This is a genomic window from Erythrobacter sp. (assembly GCF_035194505.1).
Classification (GTDB): domain Bacteria; phylum Pseudomonadota; class Alphaproteobacteria; order Sphingomonadales; family Sphingomonadaceae; genus Erythrobacter.
In genome coordinates this window covers 1,204,972-1,231,342 of record NZ_CP136573.1, presented here as the reverse complement: position 1 = coordinate 1,231,342, position 26,371 = coordinate 1,204,972, and the positions used below count along the sequence as shown (strand labels likewise).

The following is a 26,371-nucleotide window of genomic DNA, read 5'->3' as shown; positions in this document are numbered from 1 at the left end:
CACGGGGACGACTCCATGCGTGCAGCCTCCCCGAAAGGCAGCCTATGCTATCGCTGCAAACCCGCCAAGCGCATCACGCTGTGGCAGGCTCACTGCGATCAATAGTTCCACTGCGCCTGCACCCGCAGGATCTGCCCTTCGGCCTGGCCGAAGCGGCGCTCGTCGGCTTCCTTGCGCGAGGCCCAGCCATAGGTGGTGGTGATCTCCAGCGAGGGGTCGATCTGGAACTCGAAGCCCACTTCCAGCTCTTCGGTCTCCAGCCGCGGGGCATTGACCGCCGCCTTGAAGCCGCCGCGGTAATATTGCCAGCGCGCGAAGGGATAGAACGGCCCGATCGGGGATTCGTCGATCTTGCCCATCACCTGCACATAGCCGCCCTTGAGCGGACGCTCCTCGATCCGCCCGCTGGCGGGCACGAATTCGGGGCCGGTGCCCCAGTTCCATTCGGCCTGCACGCCGAAGGGCTGGGGATAGAGGATCGCGTGGAGGTTCACGCGGTCGTCCTTGAAGCCGACCGGGCTGACCCCGCCGGTGCGCACTTCCGGGCGGATGGTGTTGCGCATCACCGATCCGCCGATCTCCAGCACCTGCCCATCAAGGCCGATGCCGCCGAGTTCGAACGGCCAGGTCGCAAGGCCGACCATCATCACGTCATTATCGGTCTCGGTGCGGTTCAGGCCCTGGCCGTTGAACACGCCGAAGCCGAAGGCGCCGTAGCTGCCGAAAAGCTTCTGCCCGTCGGCCGTCAGCCGGTCCCAGATCTTCTGGACGCGGGGCGGGGTGTAATAGGCGACGATCCCCATGTCGCGCTCGCCCGAAGCGGCGGTGTTGATCGCATCGGTACGATCTAGCGCGAGGCGGTTCGACGAGGACTGCAGGTTCTCCCAGCCGTAAGGCACCTTCGACTGGCCGAGGCGGATGCGGAAGGACTTGTCGCCGGTGGGGAAGACGTCCGCATACATGTCGCGCAAGCTGACCGAATTCTCGCGCCGCTCGCCGACCGACTGGTTGGAGACCGCTGCGGCGAAATCGGGCTGGAAGTAGAGCGAGACATGCTCGTTGAGATCGCCCTGAAGGATCAGGCGCATCCGGCGGAAGCTGAAATTGCCGGCCGCGCGCACGTCGCTGTCACCGATGGTGCGCAGGCGCGAGACGCCCGCAGGGGCATCGGCGTCGCCAGAGATGATCTGGTTGAAGCGCATCTGGGTGTAACCGCGCAGGCGCAGCTTTTCGTACCACGCCTTGGGCTTGGGCTTGGGGGTGCCGACTTCGGCAAGCTGCACGGCGGCCGGAGCGCCGGGGGCCTGCGGCGTGGCGGTGACGGCAACCGCCGAGCCGGGCGCAGGCGCGGGCAGGGTAATGGTCTGGGCCACGGGAGCGGCAGCGGGGGCGGTCTGGTTCGTCTGGAGGCTGGCGACGATGGCTTTCAGCTCGTCGATCTGGCGCTGGAGATCGGCAATCGTCGCCGCGTCGCCTGATTCGCCAGCCGGAGCGCTCTGCGCAAGCGCGGGCACGCTGACGCTGGCCAGAAGAGTCCCCGCAATCAGCGAGATGGCGCGCACGCCGCGAATATTTGCCATGAAACTGCGCTTTCCTACCGCGCGGCTCCCGATGAGCCGCTCGCAGGCCGCGTCTATGTCGGTTTAATGTCAGTCCTGTGACAATTGTGACCGGAAATTGGCGTTCCTGTCGTATTTGTCACATTGTGCAGGCGGCAAGCGGGCCAGCGCTGCACCAGCCGGGTGCGGTGCGTGATGGGGCGTGCAAAAGGGGGAAACCACTGGTCGGGACGAGAGGATTCGAACCTCCGACCCCCACACCCCCAGTGTGATGCGCTACCAGGCTGCGCTACGTCCCGACACCAGTGGAGCGGCGCCTATAGGGGGGTGGCCCGAGGCTGGCAAGCGTCCTTGTTTATGATCGCGCTGAAGCGCGATGCAGACCTCCCACCCCGCCTCCCTGCCCGGCCACCATAACATAGTGGTACTATTGGTGGCCGGGCGGGGAGGCGGGGTGGCCAGAGGGAAGGAGCGTCTGCGCCACCAAAGGTGGCCGAATGATTGCGAGCAGCTTGCAATGCTGCTAGGCGCGCCCACTTGAACGGCGGGGCGCTTGCCCTTGCACATCAATCACGGGATCCTGACGGGCACACACCTATGACATTCGACCTTCTCGCCGCCGCTGGCGCGGGTGCTGCCGCAGCGCCGCCCGCCTGGATCAGCTTCCTGCCGATCATCGGCATGATCGCGATCTTCTGGTTCCTCATCATCCGTCCGCAGATGAACCGCCAGAAGGAGCATCAGGCCAAGGTTGCGGGCATGAAGAAGGGTGATCAGGTCATCACCGCCGGCGGTCTCGTCGGCAAGGTGATCAAGGTCGACGATGTGTATGTCGAGCTGGAGCTGGGCACCAATGTCCGCGTCAAGGCGATCAAGGCCACCATCGGCGACATCATCCCGCCCGGCGGCTCGCCTGCCAACGACTGATTATAGCGCCTGCCTCGGCGGGCGTCGTTCTCCCTTGCGCGTGAGAGCCTGAAAGACATGCTCGAATTCCCCCTTTGGAAAAAGATCTGGCTGTGGGCGGTGACGCTGGCGGCATCCGTGCTGGCGCTGCCCAGCCTTGCCAATGTCGCCGGGATCGACTGGCCCGCCGCGCTGCCGAGCCCCGAGGTTAATCTCGGGCTCGACCTTGCGGGCGGCTCGCACCTGCTGCTCGAAGCCAAGGCCGAGGATATCCGCGCCCAGCGGCTGGAGAACATGGAAGAAACCGTGCGCCAGCTGATGCGCAACGCTTCCCCGCGCATCCGCATCGGCGATGTCTCGACCGGCGATGGCAAGCTGTCCTTCATGCTCGACAGCCCGGCCGATATTGATCGTGCGCGCGGGCTGGTCGAGCCGGTGATGCAGGGCGCGAACCTGACCCGCGAATGGGACATGTCGGTGGTCGATGGCCAGCGCATCGTCCTGACGCCCACGCCGGCCGGGCTCGACACCGCGCTCGACGATGCGATGGAGAGCGCCACCGAAGTCGTGCGCCGCCGTATCGACGAGCTTGGCACGCGCGAGCCGACCATCATCCGGCAGGGCGAAACCCGCATCGTGGTGCAGGTGCCCGGCCTGCAGGATCCCGATGCGCTCAAGAGCCTGCTGGGCCAGACCGCGCAGCTCGAATTCAAGCTGGTGGATCTCAACGCCCTGCCCGAGAATGTGCAGGCCGGCATCGCGCCTCCGGGCAGCGAGGTGTTCCCCTATGCGCCCGGCACCCCGATGGAAGGCCGCTTCGAAGCGGTGCGCCGTCTGGGCGGGATCCGCGGCGAAAACCTCACCGGCGCGCAGGCCGGGGTCGATCCGACCAACAACCAGAACGTCGTCAACATCACCTTCGACGCGCAGGGCGGGGCCAAGTTCGCCAAGCTGACGCGCGAGAACACCGGCAAGCCCTTTGCGATCATTCTCGACGGGCAGGTGCTTTCGGCGCCGCGGATCGACGAGCCGATCCTGGGCGGCCGCGCGCAGATCTCGGGCAGCTTCAACACCGAGAGCGCCAACAACCTCGCGATTGCGCTGCGCTCGGGCGCGCTGCCGGTGCCGCTGCAGGTGATCGAGGAACGCACCGTCGGGCCGGACCTTGGCGCGGATTCGATCCGCAAGGGCCTGCTGGCAATGGCGATCGGCAGCCTTGCGGTGATCGTCCTGATGGTGACGAGCTATGGCCGCTTCGGCCTCTATGCGACCGCAGCGCTGGTGCTCAACGTGCTGATGCTGCTCGGCCTGATGGCATTGGGCAGCTTCACGCTCACCCTGCCGGGGATCGCGGGCTTCGTCATCACCATCGGCGCGGCGGTGGACGCCAACGTGCTGATCAACGAACGTATCCGCGAGGAGCGCAAGCGCGGCCGCAAGGTCGTCGCCGCGGTCGAGACCGGCTACAAGGAAGCCGGCCGCGCGATCTATGACGCGAACGCCACCAACTTCATCTCCGGGGTGGCGCTGTTCGCCTTCGGCTCGGGGCCGGTCAAGGGCTTCGCGGTGGTGCTGGTGATCGGCCTGTTCACCTCGGTCTTCACCGGCGTGACCCTGACCCGCCTGTTCGTCGCCGGATGGCTGCGCAAGACGCGCCCCAACGACATCAACATCTAAAGGAGCACGAGACCGATGAAACTCCTGAAGCTCGTCCCCGACGATACCAACATCAAGTTCCTCAAACTGCGCGTGCCATTCTTCGTGATGAGCCTCGTGCTGATCTTCGGCAGCTGGACCGCGGTGCTGGTGAACGGCCTCAATTTCGGGGTCGATTTCGCCGGCGGACAGGAAGTGCGCATGACCTTCCAGGAGCGCGATGCCGCCCCGATCCCGTCCTTGCGCGAGCTGGTCGGCGGGCTCGGTTATGGCGAGCCGGTGGTGCAGGAATTCGGCGGGCCCAAGACGGTCTCGATCCGCGTCGCCCTGCCCGAAGGGACCGAGGATACGCCGGGCGCGGCTACCGCGATCGGCCAAAAGGTGATCGCGGCGATCGCCAAGGAATATCCCGATGTCCGCACTGACGGGAACGACACGGTCTCGGGCAAGGTCGCGGGTGAATTCCGCGATCAGGCGATCCTCGCGCTGCTGGCGGCGATGGCGGCGGTGTCGCTCTATATCTGGGTGCGGTTCGAATGGCAGTTCGGCGTCGGCGCGATGTTCGCGCTGGTGCACGACGTGTCGGTGACCGTGGGCCTGTTCGCGCTGACGCAGATGGAGTTCAGCCTGCAGATCGTCGCCGCGATCCTCGCGATCATCGGCTATTCATTGAACGACACCGTGGTGGTCTATGACCGCATCCGCGAGAACCTGAAGAAGTTCCGCAAGATGCCGATGCCGGAGCTGCTCGACCTGTCGGTCAACGAGACTCTGTCGCGCACGGTCATGACCTCGCTGGCACTGTTCCTGGCGCTGATCCCGCTGCTGATCTTCGGCCCGCCGAGCCTGTTCGGCATGGTCGCGGCGATCACGACCGGCCTGTTCATCGGCGCCTATTCGAGCGTCTACATGGCCGGCCCGCTGCTGATCTGGATGGGGGTGACCTCGAACAGCTTCGTGCCGACCGAAAGCGCGATGGACCGTCAGGAAAAGATCGTCCGCGGGGAAGTGTGATTAACGGCGGCGGGGTTCAGGCTCCGCCCGTTAGCCGCTCATAATATTCCGCCAGCGCCGCACCGTTGGCGTCCCAGCTGAAGGCCTCCGTCAGCGCTGCCACGGCCTCGCGCGGGGGCGGGGCGTTGAGGATGGCGTTGATGCCCGCCGCCACGGCCGCAGGATTGCGTTCGACCAGCCGTCCGGCGGTGTCGCAGGTGATGAGCTCGCGCGCGCCGCCGACATCGCAGGTCACCACCGGCGTCCCGCAGGCGAGCGCCTCGACCCAGGCATTGGCGAGTCCCTCGCTCACGGTCGGCAGAACCATTGCATCGGCGGCCGACAGGATCAGCGGCATCACATCATGATCGAGCGATCCGGCGAAATGGACCCGGTCGGCCATGCCCTCGCTTGCCGCCAGTGTCCGCAGCCGCGCCTCGTCCTCGCCCTTGCCGATCAGCACCAGCCGGGCGCCGGGAATGTCCTTCAATGCCGCAATCGCGATGCCTTGCCCCTTGCGCTCGATCAGCGCGCCGACGCAGGCCAGCAGCGGGGCATTGTCGGGCATGGCAAAGCCCAGTTCCTCGGATAGCTGCCGACGCAATTGCGTGTGTTCGAGCGGGCGGAAGCGGTCGCGATCAAGCCCGGTGTAATGGACCGTGATCTTCTCTGCATCCATCCCCATTGCCGCCATCTGCCCCGCCAGATCGCGGCTCACCGCCAGCAGCCCGGTGGCGCGGCGCGCGGCGTCCAGCATCTGCGCCTTGGCAAAGCCCTGATCGCCCCAGAAGCTGATATCGCTCCCGCGCGCCTTGATCGACAGCGGCAGGCCCATCTCCCCGGCGATGATCGCGGCGGCCGGGCCATCGGGGAAGAAGAACTGCGCGTCGATCAGATCGATCGGCGTTTCGGTGTGGATGCGCTGCACCAGCGGCAGCACCGCCCGCGCAATCGCTGCTGCATTGCGCCGCGCGCCGATGCGCGGGATCAAAGTGAAATGCGGGCGGTGGATGGTGATCCCGCCCTCGACATTCTCCGCCGGAAGATCGGCCAGCGGGCGATAGCGGCCCAGCACCAGCGGCGGCAGGCCGATCGGGTTGACCATCGTCACCCGCCAGTCGCCGCGCTTCGCCAGCGCCTCCATCGAGCGCGCCACGAAGGTGCCGAACCGCGGGTTCACCGGGTTGGGATAGAGCGTCGCGAGGGAAAGGACGTGCTTCACGGGGCAGGGCCTAGCAGCGGGCGGGTTAAAGCGGCCTGACCAGCATCATGGCCACCGCAATCCACGCCGGATTGTCGACCACCACCTGCTTTTGCCCCGCACCCGGCGGCAGCAGGCCGACGAGGGTGCCGCGCCGGTCGATCAGCCGCCCGAAAGCAAAGCGCCCGCCGGGGCGGGGCACGAGGCAGTCGCGGTTGATCGCGCTCTGGGTGTCCTCAAGCGCGAGCTGTCGCAGCCACACGAGGTCGCCCGGGCGATATTCGCCCACGCTCTCGCTTACCATCAGCACCAGCGGGGGCGGGGCGTCGGGGGTGTCGGCAAGTTCGCTCGGCAGCACGGCGGCGCGGGGGGAGGTGAGGGCGGAGGCACCGCCCGCAGCCAGTTCCGCCACGATCTGGGCCGTGCCCGCCGGGCCGGTCTCGGCGCGCATCAGACTCGCCGGATCGACGCCGAGGGCGGCGGCAATGCGGTTCATCCAGACCAGCGAGAGTTGCCGGGTGCCGGTCTCCAGCCGCCCGATGGTCTGCGCGGTGGTGGGCGGAACGCAGGCGGCGGCGAGATCGGCGAGGGTGAGGCCCTTGGCCTTTCGGATATCGCGGATGCGGTTGAGCATGGAGGGTGTCGTCCAAATTAACCAATACGGTTTTTTCTTTCCTACAAATGCGCCGCTTTGGCAAGTCTTGCCGCAAGCAAAGGGAGACATGACATGAAGCGCCAACTGGTTGAACGCGAACTCACCGCCGAAGGTCCGCTGCGCGGGGCCCGCCGCCCGGGCACGCGCGCGGTGCGCACGGTGACGGTCAATCTGGCCGAAAGCCCGATCGCCTGGCTCCACGCGCGCGGGCACATCAATGCACGGCTGTTCGATGCGGGCGAGGCGCTGCGCAATGATTACGAACGCGCACAGCTTTCCGCCAACATCACCATGCGCTGGGATCCTGTGCGGGTGAAGACCACCGGCGAGCGCGGGTTTACGCCGACCGAACGGCAAGTCGCCGCGCGCCAGCGGTTCGACGGGGCGATCAAGGCCGCCGGCAAGGGGCTGGAGGATGTGCTGTGGCGCGTGGTCTGCGCGGGCGAGGCGCTGCCTGAGGCGGAAAAGACCCTCGGCTGGCCGGCGCGCAGCGGCAAGCTGGTGCTGAAGATTGCGCTGGAGCGGGTGGCGGAGTTTTACCGCATCACCTGAGGGGGCGGAACCGGCTGCGCACGACATTCAGAGGCTGGCGAGCCGAAAATGGTGCATTTGCGGGACCCGGAGCGCAGCGGCCTTTCTGGCCGTGAGCACCGGCAGCCCGGAAATGGGCCATTTGCAGGCCGTCAGAGCTGAATGCCGGGTGCAGCCTAGCCCTCGACCATCTCGGCCAGCATCAGCCAGCGCTCTTCGGCCGCGTCTTTTTCGGCGCGGGCATTGGCGATGCCGGCGCTGATCGTGGCAAAGCGCTGGGGATCGCGGGTGTAGAGCTCGGGATCGCCCAGCAGCGCCTCGCCCTTGGCGATGGCGGCTTCCAGTTCCTCGATGCGTTTCGGCAGGATCTCGTAGTCGCGCTGGTCCTTGTAGGACAATCGCGGTGCGGAAGGCGTCTTTGTAGGAAGGGGCTTTTGACCCCCCTCCAGGGTCGGTTTGACCCCCTCTTGACCCCCTCTTGACCCCGGTTTGACCCCGGTTTGGGGGGCCTTTCGCCGCGCTTCCCAATCGGCGTATCCGCCCGCGATAATATCCACCTTGCCCGACCCGTCGAGCCCGAGGGTGATGGTGACGGTGCGGTCGAGGAAGTCGCGATCATGGCTGACGATCAGCACGGTGCCGTCGAAGTCCGCGATGACTTCCTGAAGAAGATCAAGGGTTTCAAGATCGAGATCATTGGTCGGCTCGTCCAGCACCAGCAGATTTGCGGTGCGCGCGAATTCGCGGGCCAGCAAAAGCCGCGAGCGTTCGCCGCCAGAAAGAATGCCGACTTTGGTGTCGACGAGGCCGGGATCGAATAGGAAATCCTTGAGATAGGCCTGCACGTGCTTGCGCACCCCCCGGACGTCGATCCAGTCGCCGCCCTCGGCCAGAATCTGGCGCACCGTCGCCCCCGGTTCGAGCAGCTTCCTCTGCTGGTCGATCATCACCCCTGAAAGCGTGCGGGCATGGGTGACGCTGCCAGTGTCGCTTTCGAGTTCTTTGGTGAGCAATTTCAACAGGGTGGTCTTGCCCGCGCCATTCGAGCCGACGATCCCGATGCGGTCCCCGTTCTGGATCCGCAGGGTGAACGGCTTGATGATGGGGCGATCACCATAAGTCTTTGAAATATTGTCCGCGACAATCACCGACTTGGACTTGAAATCATCATCGCCAGCGAGTTTCAGCTTGGCCGTTCCCGCACCCGCAATCATCGCCGCCCTGACAGCGCGCATCTGGTAGAGCTTTTCCAGCCGGCCCTGATTGCGCTTGCGCCTTGCGGTGACCCCGCGCTCTAACCAGTGGGCCTCGATTTTCAGTTTTGCATCAAGGCGTTCCGCCGCACGCGCCTCTTCGGCATAGACCGTCTCTTCCCACGCCTCATAGCCGCCGAAGCCTACCTCCTTGCGCCGCAAGGTGCCGCGATCGAGCCACAGGGTGGCGCGCGTCAGGCGGGTGAGGAAGGTGCGATCGTGGGAAATGGTGATGAAGGCCCCGCGATAGCGCGAGAGCCAGTCCTCCAGCCAGTCGATCGCGGCCAGATCGAGGTGGTTGGTCGGCTCGTCCAGAAGGAGCAGATCAGGCTCCTGCGCCAATGCCCTGGCAATCGCGGCGCGGCGCTTTTCGCCCCCGCTGGCAGTGGCGGCGGGGCGGCTCATGTCGATGCCGAGCTGGCCGGCAATCGCCTCCACCTCATGCGCTGCGGGGGCATCCTCGCCGCCTGTCGCAAAGTCCATGAGGGTCGAAAACGGCGTGAAATCAGGGTCCTGCTCAAGGAACACGATGCGCGTCCCGGGCTTGATCCGGCGCTGTCCGCGGTCGGCATCGATCTTGCCGGTGATGAGCCGCAGCAGCGTCGTCTTGCCCGCGCCGTTGCGCCCGATCAGCGCCAGCCGGTCTCCGGACAGCACGTGCAGATCGATCGGTGCCGCGCCGGTGGTGGGCGTCGGCCCGCCGAACAGCCAGCGTCCGCCCTGTTGCAGGGCCATGCCTTCGAGCGAGAAGATGGGAGGTTGCGCCATGGCGCGCGGTGCCTAGAGACTTGCGCGCGCGCTGCCAAGGCGGTTCAGTCCCGCGAAAGCTGCCGTGGTTCATTGGCGCGGCTTACCGGAGGAAAACACCTATCATGATCCGTCCCGCACTTGCCGCAGTCGCTGCCAGCTCGCTCGCTCTGTCGGGTGCCGCGCTCGCCGAACCCGTGATCGAAATCGAGGCCAAGGGCCCGGTGGTCGAACTCACCGTCAGCGAAAGCGTCTCGGTTGCTCCCGATATCGCCACCATCGGCGCGGGCGTCACCACCGATGCGCCGACCGCCACCGAGGCGCTGCGCCAGAACTCGGCTGCGATGGCCAAGGTGGTCGCCCGCATCAAGGCACTGGGCGTGGCCGAGCAGGACATCCAGACCACCGGCATCAACCTCAATGCCCGCTATGATTACGACCAGACCACCCAGCGTCAGGTGTTCCGCGGCTATCAGGCCTCCAACCGGGTGAGCGTGATCCTGCGCAAGATCGACAATGCCGGGCGCGTGCTTGATGCGCTGGTCGAGGCGGGCGCGAATGATCTGTCCGGCCCCAGCTTCTCGATCGAGAACGACGCCGCCGCCAAGGACGCCGCCCGCAAGCGCGCGATCGAAAAGGCCAAGGCGCGGGTCGATGAATATGCCACGATGTTCGGCTATGACCGGGCCAAGGTGCTGTGGATCAGCGAGAGCATCGAAAGCCGCGGCCCGATGCCCGAAATGGCGATGATGCGCGCCAGCGCCGACATGGTCGCCGCCGCTCCGCCGCCGGTGCAGCCGGGCATGGTCTCCACCGGGATCAGCATGTCGTTCAAGTTCGAGCTGGTGAATGACGCAGCGCCGAGTGCGCCGTGACATCATTCACACCTTGTTCAATGCTGCATAGCTAGGCATGGGGCCATTATGAACGCTCGTCGCTCCTCTTGTGCTGCTCTGCTTGTCGCCCTGTGCGCGGCAGGGCTGGCTGTGCCCGGGGCGGCGCAGGAGCAATCGCTCAGCGATCAGGGCGAGGCGCGGCGCGAGGCGCAGGCGGGCACCCAGCTGTCGCTGCGCGAGATCGAGCGGCGCATCCTGCCGCAGATGCAGGGCAGCGAATATCTCGGCCCGGCCTACGATTCGACGGCGCGGGCCTACCGGCTCAAGTTCATCCGCGAAGGCCGGGTGACCTATGTCGATGTCGATGCGCGCACCGGCCGCGTCATCGGCCGTTCGCGCTGAGCGCCCGTTTGCTTGACGCTGGCGCGGCAAAGGCGCACCAAATCACGCAAATCACGCAAATCACGCAAATCACGCAAATCACGCAAATCACGCAAATCACGCAAATCACGCAAAACACGCAGCAGGGAAGTGGTGAAGCATGCGAATTCTGATCGTCGAGGATGAGCCCACGCTGGGCGCGCAGCTCAAGTCGACGCTGGAGCATAACGGTTATGCGGTCGATCTGTCGGTCGATGGCGAGGACGGGCACTACATGGGCTCGAGCGAGGATTACGATGCGGTGATCCTCGATCTGGGCCTGCCGGAAATCGACGGCCTGACAGTGCTGGGCATGTGGCGGCGCGAAGGGCGCACCTTCCCCGTGCTGGTGCTGACCGCGCGGGATTCGTGGTCCGACAAGGTCGCAGGTCTCGATGCAGGTGCGGACGACTATCTCGCCAAGCCGTTCCAGACCGAGGAGCTGATCGCCCGCCTGCGCGCGCTGATCCGCCGTGCTTCGGGCAACACTTCGTCCGAACTGACCGCCGGCGATGTCCGGCTGGACACGCGCTCGGGCCGCGTCACGCTGGGCGGCGAGCCGGTGAAGCTGACGGCGCAGGAATACAAGCTCCTGTCCTACCTCATGCACCACAAGGGCAAGGTGGTGAGCCGCACGGAGCTGATCGAGCACATCTATGATCAGGATTTCGACCGGGATTCGAACACCATCGAAGTCTTCGTTACCCGCATCCGCAAGAAGCTTGGCGCAGACGTGATTACGACCATCCGTGGCCTCGGTTACAGCCTCGACGACCCCGCCGAAGCCCCGCGCGCCTGAGGGCGGGGACACGTTGGCCGGAGCGCCCGCTGCGGGCGAGGGCGCTGCTGCGCCTGCGCCGCAGCCGGTGACCGAACCTGCGCTGCCTGCCGCCTCCCGTCCGGCCCCGCGCGCCAGCCTTGCGCGGCGCATGGGGCTGATTGCGGCGGGGTGGATCTTCGTCCTGCTGCTGGGCGGCGGCATCGCGCTCGAACGCACGCTCACCGCGCAGGTCGAAAGCAATTTCGACGAGCAGCTCGACTACATCCTCACCGCGATGATCGCCTCGGCCGAGATCGATGCGAGCGGCGAAGTCTATTTCTACCGCACGCTGGGCGACCAGCGCTTCCTCGAACCGGGCAGCGGGCTCTACTGGCAGATCAGCGGCGGCAGTTACGAGCCCTGGCCCTCGCGCAGCCTGTGGGACCGCACCCTGAAGCTCCACGGGGTGGAGGCCAAGGGCGGCCACTTCGACAGCGAGGTGCATTTCTACAACTCCGTCCAGTTCCCGGGCGAACCCTTGCGGATTGCCGAGCGCACCGTGATCCTGCCCGGCAGCGACACCCGCTGGACCTTTGCCGTGGCCAGCGCGACGGCGCAGATGGATTCGCAGATCGGACGGGTGCGGCTGATCCTGATCTGGAGCTTTGCGGTGCTGGGCCTTGGCCTGCTGGTGATGGCGCTGCTCCAGATCCGCTATGGCCTTCAGCCCCTGCGAAGGGTGCGCGCCGCGATCCAGAACCTGCGCACCACGGGCGCGAACCGCATTGCCGAGCCGCTGCCGCTGGAAGTCCAGCCGCTGGTGGACGAGGTCAACGCGCTGCTCGAGCATACCGAGCGTCAGGCCGAGGAGGCGCGCCGCCACGCGGGCAATCTCGCCCATGCCTTGAAGACCCCGCTGACCGTGCTCACCAACGCTGCCACCGCGCGCGCGCCTGATCTGGGCGATGCGGTGATGCGCGAGACCCGCACGATGCAGCGCCATGTCGATCACCACCTCGCCCGTGCCCGCGCGGTCGGGCGGCGGGCGGCTGGGCAGGCGCGCAGCAATGTCCGCCAGAGCGCCGAAGCCGTGCGCCGGGCGGTCGAGCGGCTCTATCCCGATGGCCGGCTCGACATCGCCGGCAGCCCCGCCGCAGAGGTCGCGATCGAGCGGCAGGATCTCGACGAGATGCTCGGCAACCTGATCGAGAACGCGGCCAAGTATGGCGGAGGTTCGGTCTTCGTCACCATCGATCCGGAGGATGACAGCGCCGAGGCACGCGAGGGCGAATGCCTGATCTGGATCGAGGATGACGGCGCAGGCATCCCCGAGGCCGAGCGCATCCGCATCTTCGATCGCGGCGCGCGGCTCGATACGGGCAAGCCCGGCACCGGCCTTGGCCTTGCGATCGTACGCGACGTGGCGGAGATCTACGGCGGCTCGGTGACGCTGGGCACCAGCGAGGATCTCGGCGGGCTGCTCGTCGAACTGCGCCTGCCGCGTGCATGATTTGCGAGAGCGCGCGAAGGGTTTTGCGCGCCGCTGCGTTATCCGTGCAATTAACCCGCCTGACCGAGCCGCCAGAGAGGCCCATTGCGCGCAACCATGACCGCTAGCGGCGAGCCCCCCTTGGCGGCCGTGATGGCCGATGATGCCGCGCTGGTTGCCCGGCTGGCGGCCCGCGATGCGGCGGGCTTGCGCGAGGTGATCGGGCGTCATGCGGCATCGCTCAACCGGATCGCCTATCGCATGGTGGGCGATGCGCATGAGGCCGAGGATATTGTGCAGGAAGCGTGCTTGAGATTGTGGGACCATGCGCCGCGGCTGGCTGCGCGCCACCCTGCCGGAACGCCGGCGGGCGGGACGCTGCGCCTGTCGGGCTGGCTGGCGCGGGTGGTCACCAATCTCGCGATTGACCGGTTGCGCGCAGGTCGCCGCATCTCGGGCGAGGAGGTGCCGGAGCGGGCCGATGAGGCGCCGCTGGCCGATGCCGTGATTGCCGAAAATCAGGAGGCCGAAGCCACCCGCGCGCTGGTGATGGCCCTGCCGGACCGCCAGCGCGCTGCCATCGTGCTCACCTATTACGAAGAGCTTCCCAATGCCGAGGCGGCCGCCGCGCTCGACATGAATATCAAGGCGTTCGAATCGCTGCTGCTGAGGGCCCGTGCGGCCCTGCGCAAGGCGTTTGCGGCGCAAGGAGACGCGCGATGAGCGCCATGGACGATACCGACGGGGCACCCATCGCTCCCGGCACCCCGCTGGCGCGGGCGCTCGACGATTTTGCGGTTCCCGCGCTTCCCGAAGGCTTTGCCGACAAGGTGCTGGCCGCAGCCGCCGTGCGTCCGGCCCCGCTGCCGGAATTGCGTCGTTCAGGCACCGGCTCTGCGCGCGGCTGGCGGATCGGACGGCGCATCGCAATCGGCGTAGTCGGCTTCAGCGCACTTGCCACGGCGGCCGCGGCGACGGGCCTGCTCGAACGGGTCGGCCTGCCGGTGCCCTCGCCTGAGAAGGTGTGGGCGAGTATCACCGGATCGGAGAGCGCAGCAGCGGTCAAGCCCCCTGCCAAGCCAGCCGCCGTCTCTGTCGATGCCGTGCCTGCCGCGCTCGCGCCGGTACGGATCGAAGGCGCAATCGACACCCCCGAGGAACTGGGCGAGGCCTTCCGCCGGATCGACGAGGTGCGCGAAGGGCGCAGTGCGGCCCGCCGCCAGATGATCGAGCAGCGCATCGCCAAGGAAAAGGAGCGCCGCGCCGCTGCCGGTCTGCCGCTGCCCACGGCTGAACAGGAGGCCCGCATCCGCCAGCGGATCGACGCAGCCGAAGCCCGCCGCGAGGGGCTGATCGACAAGCGCCTCGAAGTCCGGCGCGACGAATTGCGCGGGCGGGTCGAGGGGGGCGAAGCGCTCACCCGCGAGGATATCGTGCGCCCGCTGCGCGAGGACCAGCGCGAGCTGCGCCAGCGCGACACAGTCGAGCGGCTCCGGCGGATGAACCCCGAACAGCGCCGCGCCGCGCTGCGCCGCCTGCCGCCCGAAGAGCGCCGTGCCCTGATGGATACCTGGCAGAAGGTGCGCGCAGGACGGCAGGGCAATGGCACGCAAGCCGCGCCCGCTGCCGATCCTGCCGTTCCGGCCGAGCCCGCTCTGTCCCCATCCGGCACATCCGCAGCCGAACCGCCGCGCTGAGTAAAAAAGCGGCGCCGCGCGCGAAGGGTGCCCTCCTCCCCGCCCGTTTCCTTGCTGTCACCCGCCGCACATCCCCGACGCGGCGGATGACAACCGCAAGACGATGAAACGGATGAGGAATCTCGCCATGATCAAACCCCGCATGATGCTCGCCACGCTCACCGCGCTGGCCCTCGCGCTGCCTGTCGCAGCGCAGGAAAAGACCCGCACCAAGACCTATGAAGGCCCCAATGTCGCCGGCAGCACGACCACCACGGTCGATCGCGATGCCGGCACCGCCAGCCGGACCCGCGAGGCGACCAATCTCGCCACCGGCAACACCGCCAGCAGCAGCGCCCTGCGCCAGCGGACCGAGACCGGCGCCATGATCGACGTGACGCAGACCGGCCCCCGCGGCAAGTCGCGCGAGCTTTCTGGCGAGCGCACCCGCACCGAAGGTGGATCGACCTTCACCGGCACCGCCACCGGTCGCGGCGGCGAGACCTACGGGCTTGCCGGCAGCCGCAGCCGTGACGGGCAGGGCAATTCGCAGGCCAGCCAGTCGGTCAGCAACAGCGCGGGCGAAGTGCTTGCCGCGCGTGATCGCACCACCACCCGCTCTGATGGCCAGGTGAGCCGCAACGTCACCAAGACCCGCGCGCCCGGCACCAAGCGCCCGCCGCGCATTCGCCGCCCGCGCGGCTGAGGTTTGCAGCGCCCGCTTCTGGCGATGCGGCTCCGCCCGCTCAGCCCCCCGAGAAGCTGGCGCGCAAGGCAGCGATGCGACGGCTGATCCGGGGGGACAGCCGACGCGTCGCTCGGGGGGCACGCAGTTTTTGACCCGGCTGCGTGCCCCCTTTTTGCGGATCCGGTTCACGCCCGGTTCACGGCTTCCAAGCGATTGAAAACGCCGGTTTCACAGATGTTGGAGGCGGAAGCGATGCGGTGTGCAGGGGCAGGTGTGCTGATCCTCGCGCTCGGCCTTGGTGCCTGCGCCTCTCCCGATGGCGGCCTTGCCGGGCAACGCACCGTTTTCAGCAATCCCTTTGTGCCGCCGGTGATCGACCAGCGCGGGATCGGCCCTGGCTGCGAGGTCGACGCGCGGGAGGGTTCACTCTGTACCAGCGGCGGTCTGGTCTATCCCGGACGCGGGCGCGTGGCGCTGCTGCCCACGGGCGAGCTTGTGCGCCTCAACCGCGCCGAGCGCCGGTTTCTGAGGGACCGCGCCGATGCGCTCCAAGCGCAAGCCGATATCCGCGAGGCGCTCGCCAATGGCACCCCGCTGCCCCCGGGCTCGCCCGCCTTGCCGCGCGGGCAGGGCAATCCTGCGCCGCCGCCGCCGCCCGAGCCTCCGGTGCAGGACGATACGCCCTGACAGGACGGATCAGCCGCCGCGCGCCTTTTCGTGGTGGCGGATCACTTCTTCGATGATGAAGCGCAGAAACTTCTCGGAGAATTCCGGATCCAAATCCGCCTCTTCCGAAAGCTTGCGCAGCCTCGCGATCTGGCGCGCCTCGCGATCGGGATCGGCGGGGGGCAGAGTGGCCTTCGCCTTGTACTCGCCCACGGCCTGGGTGATGCGGAACCGCTCTGCCAGAATGTGGATCAGCGCGGCATCGATATTGTCGATGCTTTTGCGAAAGCCGGCCAGCACCGGATCGGGCTGTCCGCCATGGTCGGACGAGGGTTGCGTTTCCTGAGACATTGCGCGCGAAACTAGCAGCAATTCTGCGCTTGCCAAGCACGGCGGGCGCGCCCTACAGCCCGCAGAATATGACGGCCGATGTCATTCCCCTGCCGCGCAAGGCTCCGACGCTCGATCCCATGCTTGCGCTGACCGCGCCGGGCATGAATTCGGTCAATGCCGTCATCCTTGACCGGATGCAGAGCGAAATCCCGCTGATCCCGCGCCTTGCCGGGCACCTGATCTCGGGCGGCGGCAAGCGTCTGCGCCCGATGCTGACTTTGGCGGGGGCAGAACTGGTCGGCTATCAGGGCACGCGCCACCACAAGCTCGCCGCGGCGGTCGAATTTATCCACACCGCCACCCTGCTGCACGATGATGTGGTGGACGGCAGCGAGCTGCGGCGCGGGAAGGCTGCGGCGAATATCATCTTCGGCAATCCGGCCACCGTGCTGGTCGGCGATTTCCTGTTCAGCCGCGCCTTTGAACTGATGACAGAGGACGGCTCCTTGAAGGTGCTCTCGATCCTCAGCCGCGCGAGCGCGGTGATCGCGGAAGGCGAGGTCTCGCAGCTCTCCGCCCAGCGCCAGATCAACACCAGCGAAGAGCAGTACCTCCACATCATCGGCGCCAAGACCGCCGCGCTCTTCGCCGCCGCCAGCCAGATCAGCGCGGTGGTTGCCGAATGTTCGGAAGAGCAGGAGCGCGCGCTCGAAGCCTATGGCCGCAATCTCGGCGTTGCCTTCCAGCTGGTCGACGATGCGATCGACTACGATTCGGACGCTGCCGAAATGGGCAAGGATCAGGGCGACGACTTCCGCGAGGGCAAGATGACCTTGCCGGTGATCCTCGCCTATGCCCGCGGCAACGAGGACGAGCGCAAGTTCTGGAAGGACGCGATCATCGGTCACCGCAGCTCGGACGATGATCTTGCCCACGCGATCCACCTGATCGGCAAGCACAACGCGCTGGAAGACACGCGCGAGCGGGCGCGCCACTTTGCCAACCGGGCGATCGATGCAATCTCGATCTTCCCCGATGGCAAGGCGCGGGCCGCCATGGCCGAAGCGGCGCAATTCGCGGTCGCGCGCGGGCATTGAGCCCGCTATCGGGCGGGGCGATGCACCCCGACCTTCCCATCATCGCTGTCCTGCCGGAGATCCGCGCCGCATTGGCGGGCGAGGGCGCAGGCGTGCTGATCGCGCCGCCGGGGGCGGGTAAGACCACCGCGGTCGCGCCCGATCTGCTGGGCGAGCCGTGGTGCACCGGCCAGATCATCCTCACCTCGCCCCGCCGCGTCGCCGCCCGCGCTGCGGCCGAGCGCATGGCGGAGATGCTGGGAGAGGCTTGCGGAGAGACCGTGGGCTACATGACCCGCCTCGACAGCAAGACCTCGTCCCGCACCCGCATTCTCGTCGTGACCGAGGCGATCCTCGTGAACCGGCTGGTCGATGATCCCGAGCTTCCCGGCGTCTCCGCCCTGCTGTTTGATGAGGCGCATGAACGCGCGCTCGACAGCGATCTGGGCCTCGCGCTGGCGCTGGAGAGCCGCGCCGTGCTGCGCGAAGACCTGCGCGTGCTGGTCATGTCGGCCACCATCGATGGGTCGCGCTTTGCCCGGCTGCTGGGCGAGGGTGCTCCGATCATCGAAAGCGAGGGGCGCAGCTTTCCGCTGACAATCAAGTGGCTTGGCGGCGATGGTTCACAAGTGATCGAGGATCGCATGGCTGCCGCCGTGATGACTGCGTGGCGCGATGAGGCGGGCGATATCCTCGCCTTCCTGCCCGGCGTGCGCGAGATCGAGCGGGTGCGCGAGCGGCTGGAGGCGCGCCTGCCCGAGGTGCCGATCCATGCACTCCATGGCCAGATCGAACCCGCCGCCCAGCGCGCCGCGATCCGCAGCGATGCACAGGGGCGCCGCCGCATTGTGCTCGCCACCGCGATTGCCGAAACCTCGCTGACCTTGGACGGGGTGAGCGTGGTGGTCGATTCCGGCCTCGCGCGCCTTGCCGAGTTCGACCGGGCGGCGGGCACCACGCATCTTGTCACCCGGCGTGCCTCGCAGGCCTCGGCGGCGCAGCGCGCGGGCCGTGCGGCGCGGCAGGGGCCGGGGGTCGCCTACCGGTTGTGGGAAGAGGCGGGCCATGCCGGTCGGCCGGAATTTGCTCCGGCAGAGATCATGCAGGCCGATCTGGCTCCGCTGCTGCTGCGGCTGGCCAAGTGGGGGACTGTGAACCCGCAGGCGCTGCCGTGGCTCGATCCCCCGCCCGAAGCCTCGGTCGCTGCCGCAAGGGCAGCGCTGGAGGCTCTCGGCGCGCTTGATGCGGGAGGTCAGATCACGCCGCTGGGCGAGGCGATTGCCGCGCTGCCGATGGCGCCCGATCAGGCTGCAGCCGTGCTCCATGGCGCAGCGGCCGGCGTGGGCGAGTATGCCGCCCGGCTGGTCATGCTGCTTCAGGAACGGGGCCTTGGCGGACGCGGGGAAGACCTGCTCCAACGCCTTGCGCGCTGGCGCGGGGATCGCGCGCCGCGCGCAGTGGCTGCGGCGCGGATTGCGCAGGGGTGGGCGGTGCAGGCGGGCAAGCTTGCGGGCATGCTCGGACAAAGCCCTGCGGCAGACGCAGCCGAGGCGCTCGCGCTCGCTCGCCCCGATTTCGTCGCACGCCGCCGCGATCCCTCCGGCGAACACTGGCTGAGCGCGGGCGGGCGCGGCTACCTCCTCGATCCGACCTCGCCGCTGGCGCGCGCGGACTGGATCGTGATCGGCGATGCGCAGGGCCAGGCCAAGGGCGCGCGGATCACCTCGGGCGCCGAAATCGCGCCTGAGCGGATCGCCGCGCTGTTTGCCAGGCAACTTCAGGAACGCGTCACAACTCTCTGGAATAAAGACAAGGATCGCGTTGAAGCCCGGCGTGAGCGGCGGCTTGGCGCAATCGTGCTGGCGAGCGTCCCCGAACCGGCGCCCGATCCGGCGCTGCTTGTGGATATCCTTGTCGACAAGGCTCTGGAGCGTTTGGGGGATATCCTCCCCGAAGGCTTCCTCGCCCGCGCGCGCTTTGCCGGGATCGCCGCGCTTTCGCCCGAGGCCCTGCGCGAGCACAAAGCGGCGTGGCTGGCCCCGCTGCTGGCCGGACGGCGCGACCTCGATCTGCCGCCGCACCGCTTTGCAGAAGCGGCACTGGGATTGCTCGACTGGAACGAACGGCAGGCTTTCGACCGTGCCGCGCCGACCCATTTCACCTCGCCCGCCGATACGCGCCACGCGATCGACTATGCCGGGGACGATGCGCCCAGCGTGGAAGTGCGGGTCCAGGCGCTGTTCGGGCTCGACGTGCAGCCGATGATCGGCGCTACGCCCTTGCTGCTCAAGCTCACCAGCCCGGGCGGGCGTCCGGTACAATCGACCCGCGATCTGCCGGGCTTCTGGCGCGGTAGCTGGGCCGATGTGGTGAAAGACATGAAGGGGCGCTATCCCAAGCACCGCTGGCCCGATCAGCCATGGCTCGAAAAGCCGAGCATGAAGACGAAAAACGCGTTTAACCGCCAATAGGATTGCGCTATCGGCGGGCTGCAATTCGGGATGCGAAAGCGGCCCGCAAGGCCGACTGGCCGCCCGCAGCGACGCGGCCGTCAGGCCGCATGAGCGAGGATCGAAAAGAAAAATGAGCGCACGTATCTACCAGCAGCCCAAGCACGCGATGCAATCGGGCAAGGCCCGCACCGATGAATGGGTGCTCGAGTTCGAGCAATCGCAGGCGCGGTTTGCCGATCCGTTGATGGGCTGGACGGGCACGGGCGACACGCAGTCGCAGGTGAAGCTGACCTTCCCCTCGAAGGACGCGGCCAAGGCCTATGCGGAGAAATACGGCATCGCCGCGCGCATCCACGCGACGCCCGCCAAGCGGCTCAAGCTGCAGGCCTATGCGGATAATTTTCGCTGACAGGCACGATCCCGCCGCGGGATCTGCTGCGGGACTTGTGACTTGAAATCTCGCACAACGCCCGCCATATGCCCGCCCGGGAGTCGGGTGGACGTTTGCGTCCGCTCACCGAGTCAGGTCCGGAAGGAAGCAGCTCAGGTGGATTGCGGCGGGTCGCCCGGCTCCTTCTTCATTTCATTCGCCGGAACTTGTGCGCATCCGCTCGCGCGCGGCATTGCGTGATCCGGTCGCGGGGACGCTGCCGGTGAAGCGGGCGAGGCCGAAGGGCGGCATATTGGCATAGACCGTCTCGTGCGCGCCTGCCTCCACGACATAGGTCTCGTGATAGATTCCCACCGTTCCGTCATTGCCGATGCTGCGATTGAAGGCGGTCCAGGCCGGCCAGTGCTGCGCATCCCGGTCGCGGGCATAGGCCTCGAGGCTGTCGAAATCGCGCCAGTACTGGATCAGCAGGATCTGGCGCGGACTGCACAGGGCATATTCAGTGCCGAGAAAGCCGCTGTCCGGGTTCTGCGAAAGCTCGCGGATCATCGGGCCCATGGCTCGGAACACCGGCAGCCATTTGCCGATTTTCCGGAAATGATTGATCCGCATGCCGATCAGAAACACCACCAGCGGCCCGTTGTGGGCATCGGTCATGCGTCCGCGAATGATGGCCATGGCACAACCCCTCCCTCGGAGCGGTGATCGGAATGTGTCGCTCGCCTGTCAAGCTGTGCGCAATGTCGATGAGTGTTCTTCAGGGCTTCGACATTCCCGAGCGGCTTGCCTAAGGTGGACGGCGATGAGCGATTCCGATCCCGATCTGCCCGAGGAAGAAACCGGCCCGAGCCTCGCCGAGCTTGAGGCGGCGGGGCAGAATTCGATGTTTGGCGATCCCGCGCCCCCGCCACCCGCCGCGGCTGTGCCGCCCGAACCCGCTCCGAAACCGGCGCCTGCCGCGAGCAACCAGCCCTACCGCGTGTTGGCGCGCAAATACCGGCCCCAGACCTTCTCCGAGCTGATCGGGCAGGAGGCGATGGTGCGCACGCTGGCCAATGCGATCGCGCGCGATCGTCTCGCCCATGCCTTCCTGATGACCGGCGTCCGCGGGGTCGGCAAGACCTCGACCGCGCGGCTTATCGCCAAGGCGCTGAACTGCGTCGGGCCGGACGGGCAGGGCGGGCCGACCATCGATCCTTGCGGGGTGTGCGAGCCTTGCACCGCAATTGCCGAGGGACGCCATATCGACGTGATCGAGATGGACGCGGCCTCGAACACCGGCGTGGACGACGTGCGCGAGATCATCGAGCAGGTGCGCTATGCCGCCGTATCGGCGCGCTACAAGATCTATATCATCGACGAAGTTCACATGTTGTCGCGCAATGCTTTCAACGCTTTGCTCAAGACACTTGAGGAGCCGCCTGCGCATGTGAAGTTCCTCTTCGCCACCACCGAAGTCGACAAGCTTCCCGTGACGGTGCTGAGCCGTACCCAACGCTTCGATCTGCGCCGTATCCCTGCGCAGCTGCTTGCCGAACATTTTGCGCGGGTGTGCGGGCTTGAAGGGGTGGAGGCCGAAGCCGAGGCGCTCAGCATCATCGCCAATGCGGCCGAAGGCTCGGTGCGTGACGGGCTCTCGATCCTCGATCAGGCGATCGCCCATGCCGATCTCGACGGCGAGGGCAAGGTCGCCGCCACCCGCGTGCGCGACATGCTCGGCCTTGCCGACAAGAGCGCGCAGCGGCGTGTGCTTGGCCACCTGCTTGAAGGCGACGCCAAGGCCTTGCTGGCCGCGGTGGACGAGCAATATGCGCTGGGGGTCGAGCCGCTGGCGCTGATGCGGGCGCTGATGGACCTCACGCATCGCGTCACCCTCGCGCAGGTTTCGGGCGGCGAACCCGAGGCACCTTCGGAAGAAGAGCGCGCGGCACTCAGCGATTTTGCAAGCCGGCTGGGGGCAGGAGAACTGCACCGCCTGTGGCAATTGCTGCTGAAGGGCCATGACGAGGTGCGCACCGCGCCCGATCCGCTGGTCTCGCTCCAGATGGCGCTGCTGCGCATCCTGCATGCAGGCCAGATGCCCGATCCCGGCAAGCTGGCCAAGCGGATCGAGGAGATTGCGGCGAGCGGTATCGTTGCGGCTCCGGCGGCGCCTGCGGGCGGCAGCGAAAGTGCTTCAGCCGCGCCTGCCTCTGCAATGCCGTCACAGGATTGGGCTGGCCTCGTCGAGGCGGTCGATGCCGCGGGCCAGCTGCGCGTCGCCCAGATGATGCGCGACCGGATCCGTGTGATCGAACTCGGGCCTGACCGGTTGATCTACCAGCAGGCCGACAGTTTCCCCGATGATCCCGCGCCCGATATCCGCGAGGCGCTGTTCAAGCTGACGGGCAGGCGCTGGCAGGTCGAGCGGGGCAGCGGGACTGCGCAGCCCAGCTTGCGCGAGGCGGCTGAGGCCGAGGCGGCGGCAGAAGACAGCCGCATCCGCTCCGATCCGCTGGTGCAGGCGGCGTTCACGGCCTTCCCCGAGGCCGAATTGCTCGGCACCGAGGGCAATGTCGCCCGCGCGGCCCGTCCGCCCTGGAATTGATCCCCCCTGAAATTGACGGAGTACCCCCGATGAAGTCGATGGAAGAGATGATGAAGGCGGCTCAGCAAGCCGCCGAGACCATCCAGAAGCAGATGAACGAGATGCAGGTGAAGCTCGACGCGATCGAGGTCGAGGGCACCGCGGGCGGCGGCCTTGTGAAGGTCCGCGCCAGCGCCAAGGGCCGCATCCTCGGCGTGTCGATCGACGACAGCCTGATGAACCCGGACGACAAGGGCATCGTCGAGGACCTCGTCACCGCCGCCTTCAACGACGCACGCGACCGGGCGGACCGGGTCTCGAATGAGCAGATGAAGGACATGCAGTCCTCCATGGGCCTTCCGCCGGGGTTCAACCTGCCCGGCCTCGGCTGAGGGCCTTCGCGACGCGTCCACAGCTTGTCCGGGGCCAGCCATTGCGGCGCGCCTGAGGCCTACCCATATTCCCTTTAAAGGCGTTGCCCCCATGGCCGCCGTGGACACAAGAATATGAACCAGACCTTCCCTCTCCTTCCCCTGCGCGACATCGTCGTCTTCCCCGGCATGGTCGTCCCCCTGTTCGTGGGGCGCGACAAATCGGTGGCGGCGCTCGAAGCGGCGATGGAGGCTTCCAAGGACATTGTCCTGATCGCCCAGCTCGATCCGGGCTGCGATGATCCGGAGGGCGATGACCTCTATGATGTCGGCGTCATCGCGCAGGTGCTCCAGCTCTTGAAGCTGCCCGACGGCACGGTGCGCGTGCTGGTCGAGGGCAAGACCCGGGCGCGCCTTGCCGCGCTCGAGGATGTCGGCACGCATCTGCTCGCCGAAGTCGAGACGCTGCCGGGCGAGACCGTCGCCGGCAATGAAGTCACCGCGCTGATGCGGCAGGTGGTCGAACAGTTCGGCGAATATGTGAAGCTGAACAAGAAGCTCGGCGAGGATGCCGGGATCGACCTTTCCGAAGTCGATGATGCCGGTCAGCTTGCCGATACCATCGCCGCCGCGCTGAGCGCCAAGGTGTCGGACAAGCAGGGCCTGCTGACCGAGACCAACCCGCTGAAGCGGCTCGAACTCGTCATGGCCTTCATGGAAGGCGAGCTTTCGGTGCTGCAGGTCGAACGCCGCATCCGCGGGCGCGTGAAGCGCCAGATGGAAAAGACCCAGCGCGAATATTACCTCAACGAGCAGCTCAAGGCGATCCAGTCGGAACTGGGCGGCGGCGATGATGGCGAAGGCGGCAACGAGATTGCCGAGCTCACCGAGAAGATCGAGAAGACCAAGCTCTCCAAAGAGGCCCGTGCCAAGGCGCAGGCCGAATTGAAGAAGCTGCGCTCGATGCAGCCGATGAGCGCCGAGGCGACGGTGATCCGCAACTATCTCGATGTGCTGCTCGGCCTGCCGTGGGGCAAGAAGTCTAAGCTCAAGAAGGATATCGCCCGCGCGCAGGCCGTGCTCGATGCCGATCACTATGCGCTGGAGAAGGTCAAGGACCGCATCGTCGAGTATCTCGCGGTGCAGGCGCGCACCAACAAGCTTAAAGGTCCGATCCTGTGCCTCGTCGGTCCTCCGGGCGTGGGCAAGACCTCGCTGGGCAAGTCGATCGCCAAGGCGACGGGCCGCGAATTCGTGCGCCAGTCATTGGGCGGGGTGCGCGACGAGGCCGAGATCCGCGGCCACCGCCGGACATATATTGGCTCGATGCCGGGCAAGATCGTCGCCAATCTCAAGAAGGCCGGGACGAACAATCCGCTGTTCCTGCTCGACGAGATCGACAAGCTTGGCCAGGATTTCCGCGGCGATCCGGCCTCGGCGCTGCTTGAAGTGCTCGACCCCGAACAGAACGCCAAGTTCCAGGATCATTATCTCGAGCTCGATCTCGATCTTTCGGACATCATGTTCGTGTGCACTGCGAACAGCCTCAACCTGCCGCAGCCGCTGCTCGACCGGATGGAGATCATCCGGCTGGAAGGCTACACCGAGGACGAGAAGGTCGAGATTGCCCAGCGCCACCTCGTGGAAAAGCAGGTGCAGGCGCATGGTCTGAAGAAGGGCGAATTCACGCTTGAGGAAGCGGCGCTGCGCGATCTGATCCGCTATTACACCCGCGAGGCCGGCGTGCGCACGCTGGAGCGCGAGATTGCCAAACTGTGCCGCAAGGCGCTGCGCCAGATCCTCGAAGGCAAGGTCAAGAGCGTCACCGTGACGCCCGAAAACCTCGGCGACTTCTCCGGCGTGCGCAAGTTCAAGCACGGGGTGTCCGAGGCCGAGCCGCAGGTCGGCGCGGTCACGGGCCTTGCGTGGACCTCGGTTGGCGGCGAATTGCTCACCATCGAGAGCGTCACCACCCCGGGCAAGGGCGAGGTCAAGACCACCGGCAAGCTTGGTCAGGTGATGAACGAGAGCGTCGCGGCGGCCTTCAGCTTCGTCAAGGCGCGCGCGCCGGCCTATGGTATCAAGCCGAGCCTGTTCAACCGCAAGAACGTCCACATCCACCTGCCCGAAGGCGCCGTGCCCAAGGACGGGCCGAGTGCAGGCATCGGCATGGTCACCTCGATCGTCTCGACCCTCACCGGCATCGCGGTGCGCCCCGATGTGGCGATGACCGGCGAGGTCACGCTGCGCGGGCGCGTGCTGGCGATCGGCGGACTGAAGGAGAAGCTGCTCGCGGCCCTGCGCGGCGGGATCACCACGGTCCTCATCCCCGAGGAGAACGTCAAGGACCTCGCGGAAATCCCCGCGAATGCCAAGGCCGGGCTGGAGATCATTCCGGTGAGCCACGTGGACGAGGTTCTGGCGCGCGCGCTTGTCGAACCGCTCGAGGCGATCGAGTGGACCGAGGCGGATGATCTGGCGAGCCAGCCGGGCGGCTCCAATCCGGCGGCAAATCCTGCCGGATCAGAGGTGCCAACCGCGCACTGAGCCGCTAGAGAGACCGCTCTTGCCGCGATTCGCGGCAGGGTCGCTTTCCACGAGAAACAGCACTCCGAAGTGCACGGCGCGGCAGGCTCAGGCCAGCTGCGCCTGCGAACTGCTTTGCCGGCCTGTCCTGCCGAGGGCGATTTGCCTTTGACAGCCCTGCCGAAACAGTTTCAACTCGGACGTTTCGTGGGGCGATTCACCAGAACGACAAAAATCACGAGCCTAGGGGGTTCCGACATGAACAAGAACGACCTGATCAGCGATGTGGCCGCCGCCAGCGGTCTATCCAAGAGCGATGCCGCCAGCGCTGTCGAAAGTGTGTTTGATACCATCACTAAGGCCCTTTCGAGCGGCGATGAAGTCCGTCTTGTGGGCTTCGGCACTTTCTCTGTCGCCAAGCGCAAGGCCTCGATCGGCCGCAACCCGCGCACGGGCGAGGAAATGAAGATCAAGGCATCGAACCAGCCGAAGTTCAAGGCCGGCAAGGGCCTCAAGGACGCGGTCAACTGATCAGCTTTGCGGGCGCCTGATCGCCTGTAACGAAAAACCCCGCCAGCGATGCCGCCGGCGGGGTTTTTGTTTGCGTGGCTGCGGCTGC

General features: G+C 66.8%; 25 protein-coding genes, 1 tRNA gene and 1 other RNA gene. 20 read left to right on the top strand and 7 right to left on the bottom strand.

Annotated elements, in window-relative coordinates; genetic code table 11:
* Window positions 1-98 precede the first annotated feature (98 nt).
* Together RSE14_RS06165 and RSE14_RS06160 are read right to left on the bottom strand one after the other, a co-directional pair.
* The gene (locus tag RSE14_RS06165) at window positions 99-1,580 is read right to left on the bottom strand and encodes a porin (protein ID WP_324076341.1); all 1,482 of its coding nucleotides are present in this window, start codon (window positions 1,578-1,580) and stop codon (window positions 99-101) included.
* Between the two features lie 201 nt (window positions 1,581-1,781).
* Window positions 1,782-1,858: transfer RNA gene (locus tag RSE14_RS06160), tRNA-Pro, on the bottom strand.
* Window positions 1,859-2,156: 298 nt separating this feature from the next.
* Between RSE14_RS06160 and yajC the strand changes: the two genes are divergently transcribed.
* From yajC to secF, 3 genes are read left to right on the top strand one after another with little or no spacing between them, the layout of a single operon-like run.
* The gene (yajC, locus tag RSE14_RS06155; protein ID WP_324076340.1) at window positions 2,157-2,486 is read left to right on the top strand and encodes a preprotein translocase subunit YajC; all 330 of its coding nucleotides are present in this window, start codon (window positions 2,157-2,159) and stop codon (window positions 2,484-2,486) included.
* A 57-nt stretch (window positions 2,487-2,543) separates the two neighbouring features.
* Window positions 2,544-4,142, top strand: coding sequence for a protein translocase subunit SecD (secD, locus tag RSE14_RS06150; RefSeq protein ID WP_324076339.1), 1,599 nt, complete (start codon window positions 2,544-2,546; stop codon window positions 4,140-4,142).
* 15 nt (window positions 4,143-4,157) lie between these two features.
* Window positions 4,158-5,135, top strand: a complete 978-nt coding sequence (secF, locus tag RSE14_RS06145) for a protein translocase subunit SecF (protein WP_324076338.1) — start codon at window positions 4,158-4,160, stop codon at window positions 5,133-5,135.
* A 16-nt stretch (window positions 5,136-5,151) separates the two neighbouring features.
* Here the strand turns inward: secF and RSE14_RS06140 are convergent, their stop codons facing one another.
* Together RSE14_RS06140 and RSE14_RS06135 are read right to left on the bottom strand one after the other, a co-directional pair.
* Window positions 5,152-6,336, bottom strand: a complete 1,185-nt coding sequence (locus RSE14_RS06140) for a glycosyltransferase (RefSeq protein ID WP_324076337.1) — start codon at window positions 6,334-6,336, stop codon at window positions 5,152-5,154.
* A 25-nt stretch (window positions 6,337-6,361) separates the two neighbouring features.
* Window positions 6,362-6,949: a helix-turn-helix domain-containing protein gene (locus RSE14_RS06135; protein ID WP_324076336.1), complete on the bottom strand. Its 588-nt coding sequence runs from the start codon at window positions 6,947-6,949 to the stop codon at window positions 6,362-6,364.
* Window positions 6,950-7,042: 93 nt separating this feature from the next.
* Between RSE14_RS06135 and RSE14_RS06130 the strand changes: the two genes are divergently transcribed.
* The gene (locus RSE14_RS06130; RefSeq protein ID WP_324076335.1) at window positions 7,043-7,522 is read left to right on the top strand and encodes a DUF6456 domain-containing protein; all 480 of its coding nucleotides are present in this window, start codon (window positions 7,043-7,045) and stop codon (window positions 7,520-7,522) included.
* Window positions 7,523-7,677: 155 nt separating this feature from the next.
* On the opposite strand, the gene RSE14_RS06125 is transcribed toward RSE14_RS06130, so the two are convergent.
* The gene (locus tag RSE14_RS06125; protein WP_324076334.1) at window positions 7,678-9,522 is read right to left on the bottom strand and encodes an ABC-F family ATP-binding cassette domain-containing protein; all 1,845 of its coding nucleotides are present in this window, start codon (window positions 9,520-9,522) and stop codon (window positions 7,678-7,680) included.
* 104 nt (window positions 9,523-9,626) lie between these two features.
* Between RSE14_RS06125 and RSE14_RS06120 the strand changes: the two genes are divergently transcribed.
* From RSE14_RS06120 to RSE14_RS06085, 8 genes are all read left to right on the top strand, one after another.
* Window positions 9,627-10,376, top strand: coding sequence for an SIMPL domain-containing protein (locus tag RSE14_RS06120; protein WP_324076333.1), 750 nt, complete (start codon window positions 9,627-9,629; stop codon window positions 10,374-10,376).
* A 48-nt stretch (window positions 10,377-10,424) separates the two neighbouring features.
* A complete protein-coding gene (locus RSE14_RS06115) occupies window positions 10,425-10,739 on the top strand; it encodes a PepSY domain-containing protein (RefSeq protein WP_324076332.1) in 315 nt (104 codons plus the stop codon).
* A gap of 139 nt (window positions 10,740-10,878) precedes the next feature.
* Window positions 10,879-11,556, top strand: a complete 678-nt coding sequence (locus tag RSE14_RS06110; RefSeq protein ID WP_324076331.1) for a response regulator transcription factor — start codon at window positions 10,879-10,881, stop codon at window positions 11,554-11,556.
* Window positions 11,557-11,686: 130 nt separating this feature from the next.
* Complete coding sequence (locus tag RSE14_RS06105) at window positions 11,687-13,027, top strand: sensor histidine kinase (RefSeq protein ID WP_324076841.1); 1,341 nt, start codon at window positions 11,687-11,689, stop codon at window positions 13,025-13,027.
* A gap of 96 nt (window positions 13,028-13,123) precedes the next feature.
* Complete coding sequence (locus RSE14_RS06100) at window positions 13,124-13,729, top strand: sigma-70 family RNA polymerase sigma factor (protein ID WP_324076330.1); 606 nt, start codon at window positions 13,124-13,126, stop codon at window positions 13,727-13,729.
* On the top strand, window positions 13,726-14,703 hold the full coding sequence (locus RSE14_RS06095; RefSeq protein WP_324076329.1) for a hypothetical protein: 978 nt from the start codon (window positions 13,726-13,728) through the stop codon (window positions 14,701-14,703). The genes RSE14_RS06100 and RSE14_RS06095 overlap by 4 nt, the downstream gene beginning before the upstream one ends.
* 127 nt (window positions 14,704-14,830) lie before the next feature.
* Window positions 14,831-15,388 (top strand): hypothetical protein, encoded by a 558-nt coding sequence (locus tag RSE14_RS06090; protein ID WP_324076328.1) that lies wholly within the window; start codon window positions 14,831-14,833, stop codon window positions 15,386-15,388.
* 234 nt (window positions 15,389-15,622) lie between these two features.
* Entirely contained in the window at window positions 15,623-16,057 is a 435-nt protein-coding gene (locus tag RSE14_RS06085; protein ID WP_324076327.1) for a hypothetical protein, read from the top strand.
* Window positions 16,058-16,066: 9 nt separating this feature from the next.
* Here RSE14_RS06085 and RSE14_RS06080 read toward each other — a convergent pair whose 3' ends face one another.
* Window positions 16,067-16,387: a chorismate mutase gene (locus RSE14_RS06080; RefSeq protein ID WP_324076326.1), complete on the bottom strand. Its 321-nt coding sequence runs from the start codon at window positions 16,385-16,387 to the stop codon at window positions 16,067-16,069.
* A gap of 68 nt (window positions 16,388-16,455) precedes the next feature.
* On the opposite strand from RSE14_RS06080, the gene RSE14_RS06075 reads away from it, so the two are divergent.
* From RSE14_RS06075 to ffs, 4 genes are all read left to right on the top strand, one after another.
* Complete coding sequence (locus RSE14_RS06075) at window positions 16,456-17,466, top strand: polyprenyl synthetase family protein (RefSeq protein ID WP_324076325.1); 1,011 nt, start codon at window positions 16,456-16,458, stop codon at window positions 17,464-17,466.
* A gap of 20 nt (window positions 17,467-17,486) precedes the next feature.
* A complete protein-coding gene (gene hrpB, locus RSE14_RS06070; protein WP_324076324.1) occupies window positions 17,487-19,916 on the top strand; it encodes an ATP-dependent helicase HrpB in 2,430 nt (809 codons plus the stop codon).
* 112 nt (window positions 19,917-20,028) lie between these two features.
* Window positions 20,029-20,307, top strand: a complete 279-nt coding sequence (locus RSE14_RS06065) for an ETC complex I subunit (protein WP_324076323.1) — start codon at window positions 20,029-20,031, stop codon at window positions 20,305-20,307.
* A 76-nt stretch (window positions 20,308-20,383) separates the two neighbouring features.
* Window positions 20,384-20,478, top strand: an RNA gene (gene ffs / locus RSE14_RS06060) — signal recognition particle sRNA small type.
* Window positions 20,479-20,481: 3 nt separating this feature from the next.
* Here the strand turns inward: ffs and RSE14_RS06055 are convergent.
* Window positions 20,482-20,967, bottom strand: a complete 486-nt coding sequence (locus tag RSE14_RS06055) for a DUF4188 domain-containing protein (RefSeq protein ID WP_324076322.1) — start codon at window positions 20,965-20,967, stop codon at window positions 20,482-20,484.
* Window positions 20,968-21,091: 124 nt separating this feature from the next.
* Here RSE14_RS06055 and RSE14_RS06050 point away from each other — a divergent pair, with 124 nt between their 5' ends.
* The 4 genes from RSE14_RS06050 to RSE14_RS06035 all read left to right on the top strand — a co-directional run bounded on the left by RSE14_RS06050 (window position 21,092) and on the right by RSE14_RS06035 (window position 26,283).
* The gene (locus RSE14_RS06050; RefSeq protein WP_324076321.1) at window positions 21,092-22,876 is read left to right on the top strand and encodes a DNA polymerase III subunit gamma/tau; all 1,785 of its coding nucleotides are present in this window, start codon (window positions 21,092-21,094) and stop codon (window positions 22,874-22,876) included.
* A gap of 29 nt (window positions 22,877-22,905) precedes the next feature.
* Entirely contained in the window at window positions 22,906-23,247 is a 342-nt protein-coding gene (locus RSE14_RS06045; protein WP_324076320.1) for a YbaB/EbfC family nucleoid-associated protein, read from the top strand.
* Window positions 23,248-23,361: 114 nt separating this feature from the next.
* Complete coding sequence (gene lon / locus RSE14_RS06040) at window positions 23,362-25,773, top strand: endopeptidase La (RefSeq protein ID WP_324076319.1); 2,412 nt, start codon at window positions 23,362-23,364, stop codon at window positions 25,771-25,773.
* A gap of 237 nt (window positions 25,774-26,010) precedes the next feature.
* Window positions 26,011-26,283, top strand: a complete 273-nt coding sequence (locus RSE14_RS06035; RefSeq protein WP_324076318.1) for an HU family DNA-binding protein — start codon at window positions 26,011-26,013, stop codon at window positions 26,281-26,283.
* Window positions 26,284-26,371 lie beyond the last annotated feature (88 nt).

Excerpts from the sequence above, each read along its gene's own strand:
- RSE14_RS06165 (WP_324076341.1), bottom strand. The coding sequence starts at position 1,580 with ATGGCAAATATTCGCGGCGTGCGCGCCATCTCGCTGATTGCGGGGACT.
- yajC (WP_324076340.1), top strand. The coding sequence starts at position 2,157 with ATGACATTCGACCTTCTCGCCGCCGCTGGCGCGGGTGCTGCCGCAGCG.
- secD (WP_324076339.1), top strand. The coding sequence starts at position 2,544 with ATGCTCGAATTCCCCCTTTGGAAAAAGATCTGGCTGTGGGCGGTGACG.
- secF (WP_324076338.1), top strand. The coding sequence starts at position 4,158 with ATGAAACTCCTGAAGCTCGTCCCCGACGATACCAACATCAAGTTCCTC.
- RSE14_RS06135 (WP_324076336.1), bottom strand. The coding sequence starts at position 6,949 with ATGCTCAACCGCATCCGCGATATCCGAAAGGCCAAGGGCCTCACCCTC.
- RSE14_RS06130 (WP_324076335.1), top strand. The coding sequence starts at position 7,043 with ATGAAGCGCCAACTGGTTGAACGCGAACTCACCGCCGAAGGTCCGCTG.
- RSE14_RS06125 (WP_324076334.1), bottom strand. The coding sequence starts at position 9,522 with ATGGCGCAACCTCCCATCTTCTCGCTCGAAGGCATGGCCCTGCAACAG.
- RSE14_RS06120 (WP_324076333.1), top strand. The coding sequence starts at position 9,627 with ATGATCCGTCCCGCACTTGCCGCAGTCGCTGCCAGCTCGCTCGCTCTG.
- RSE14_RS06115 (WP_324076332.1), top strand. The coding sequence starts at position 10,425 with ATGAACGCTCGTCGCTCCTCTTGTGCTGCTCTGCTTGTCGCCCTGTGC.
- RSE14_RS06110 (WP_324076331.1), top strand. The coding sequence starts at position 10,879 with ATGCGAATTCTGATCGTCGAGGATGAGCCCACGCTGGGCGCGCAGCTC.
- RSE14_RS06105 (WP_324076841.1), top strand. The coding sequence starts at position 11,687 with ATGGGGCTGATTGCGGCGGGGTGGATCTTCGTCCTGCTGCTGGGCGGC.
- RSE14_RS06100 (WP_324076330.1), top strand. The coding sequence starts at position 13,124 with ATGACCGCTAGCGGCGAGCCCCCCTTGGCGGCCGTGATGGCCGATGAT.
- RSE14_RS06095 (WP_324076329.1), top strand. The coding sequence starts at position 13,726 with ATGAGCGCCATGGACGATACCGACGGGGCACCCATCGCTCCCGGCACC.
- RSE14_RS06090 (WP_324076328.1), top strand. The coding sequence starts at position 14,831 with ATGATCAAACCCCGCATGATGCTCGCCACGCTCACCGCGCTGGCCCTC.
- RSE14_RS06085 (WP_324076327.1), top strand. The coding sequence starts at position 15,623 with ATGCGGTGTGCAGGGGCAGGTGTGCTGATCCTCGCGCTCGGCCTTGGT.
- RSE14_RS06080 (WP_324076326.1), bottom strand. The coding sequence starts at position 16,387 with ATGTCTCAGGAAACGCAACCCTCGTCCGACCATGGCGGACAGCCCGAT.
- RSE14_RS06075 (WP_324076325.1), top strand. The coding sequence starts at position 16,456 with ATGACGGCCGATGTCATTCCCCTGCCGCGCAAGGCTCCGACGCTCGAT.
- hrpB (WP_324076324.1), top strand. The coding sequence starts at position 17,487 with ATGCACCCCGACCTTCCCATCATCGCTGTCCTGCCGGAGATCCGCGCC.
- RSE14_RS06065 (WP_324076323.1), top strand. The coding sequence starts at position 20,029 with ATGAGCGCACGTATCTACCAGCAGCCCAAGCACGCGATGCAATCGGGC.
- RSE14_RS06055 (WP_324076322.1), bottom strand. The coding sequence starts at position 20,967 with ATGGCCATCATTCGCGGACGCATGACCGATGCCCACAACGGGCCGCTG.
- RSE14_RS06050 (WP_324076321.1), top strand. The coding sequence starts at position 21,092 with ATGAGCGATTCCGATCCCGATCTGCCCGAGGAAGAAACCGGCCCGAGC.
- RSE14_RS06045 (WP_324076320.1), top strand. The coding sequence starts at position 22,906 with ATGAAGTCGATGGAAGAGATGATGAAGGCGGCTCAGCAAGCCGCCGAG.
- lon (WP_324076319.1), top strand. The coding sequence starts at position 23,362 with ATGAACCAGACCTTCCCTCTCCTTCCCCTGCGCGACATCGTCGTCTTC.
- RSE14_RS06035 (WP_324076318.1), top strand. The coding sequence starts at position 26,011 with ATGAACAAGAACGACCTGATCAGCGATGTGGCCGCCGCCAGCGGTCTA.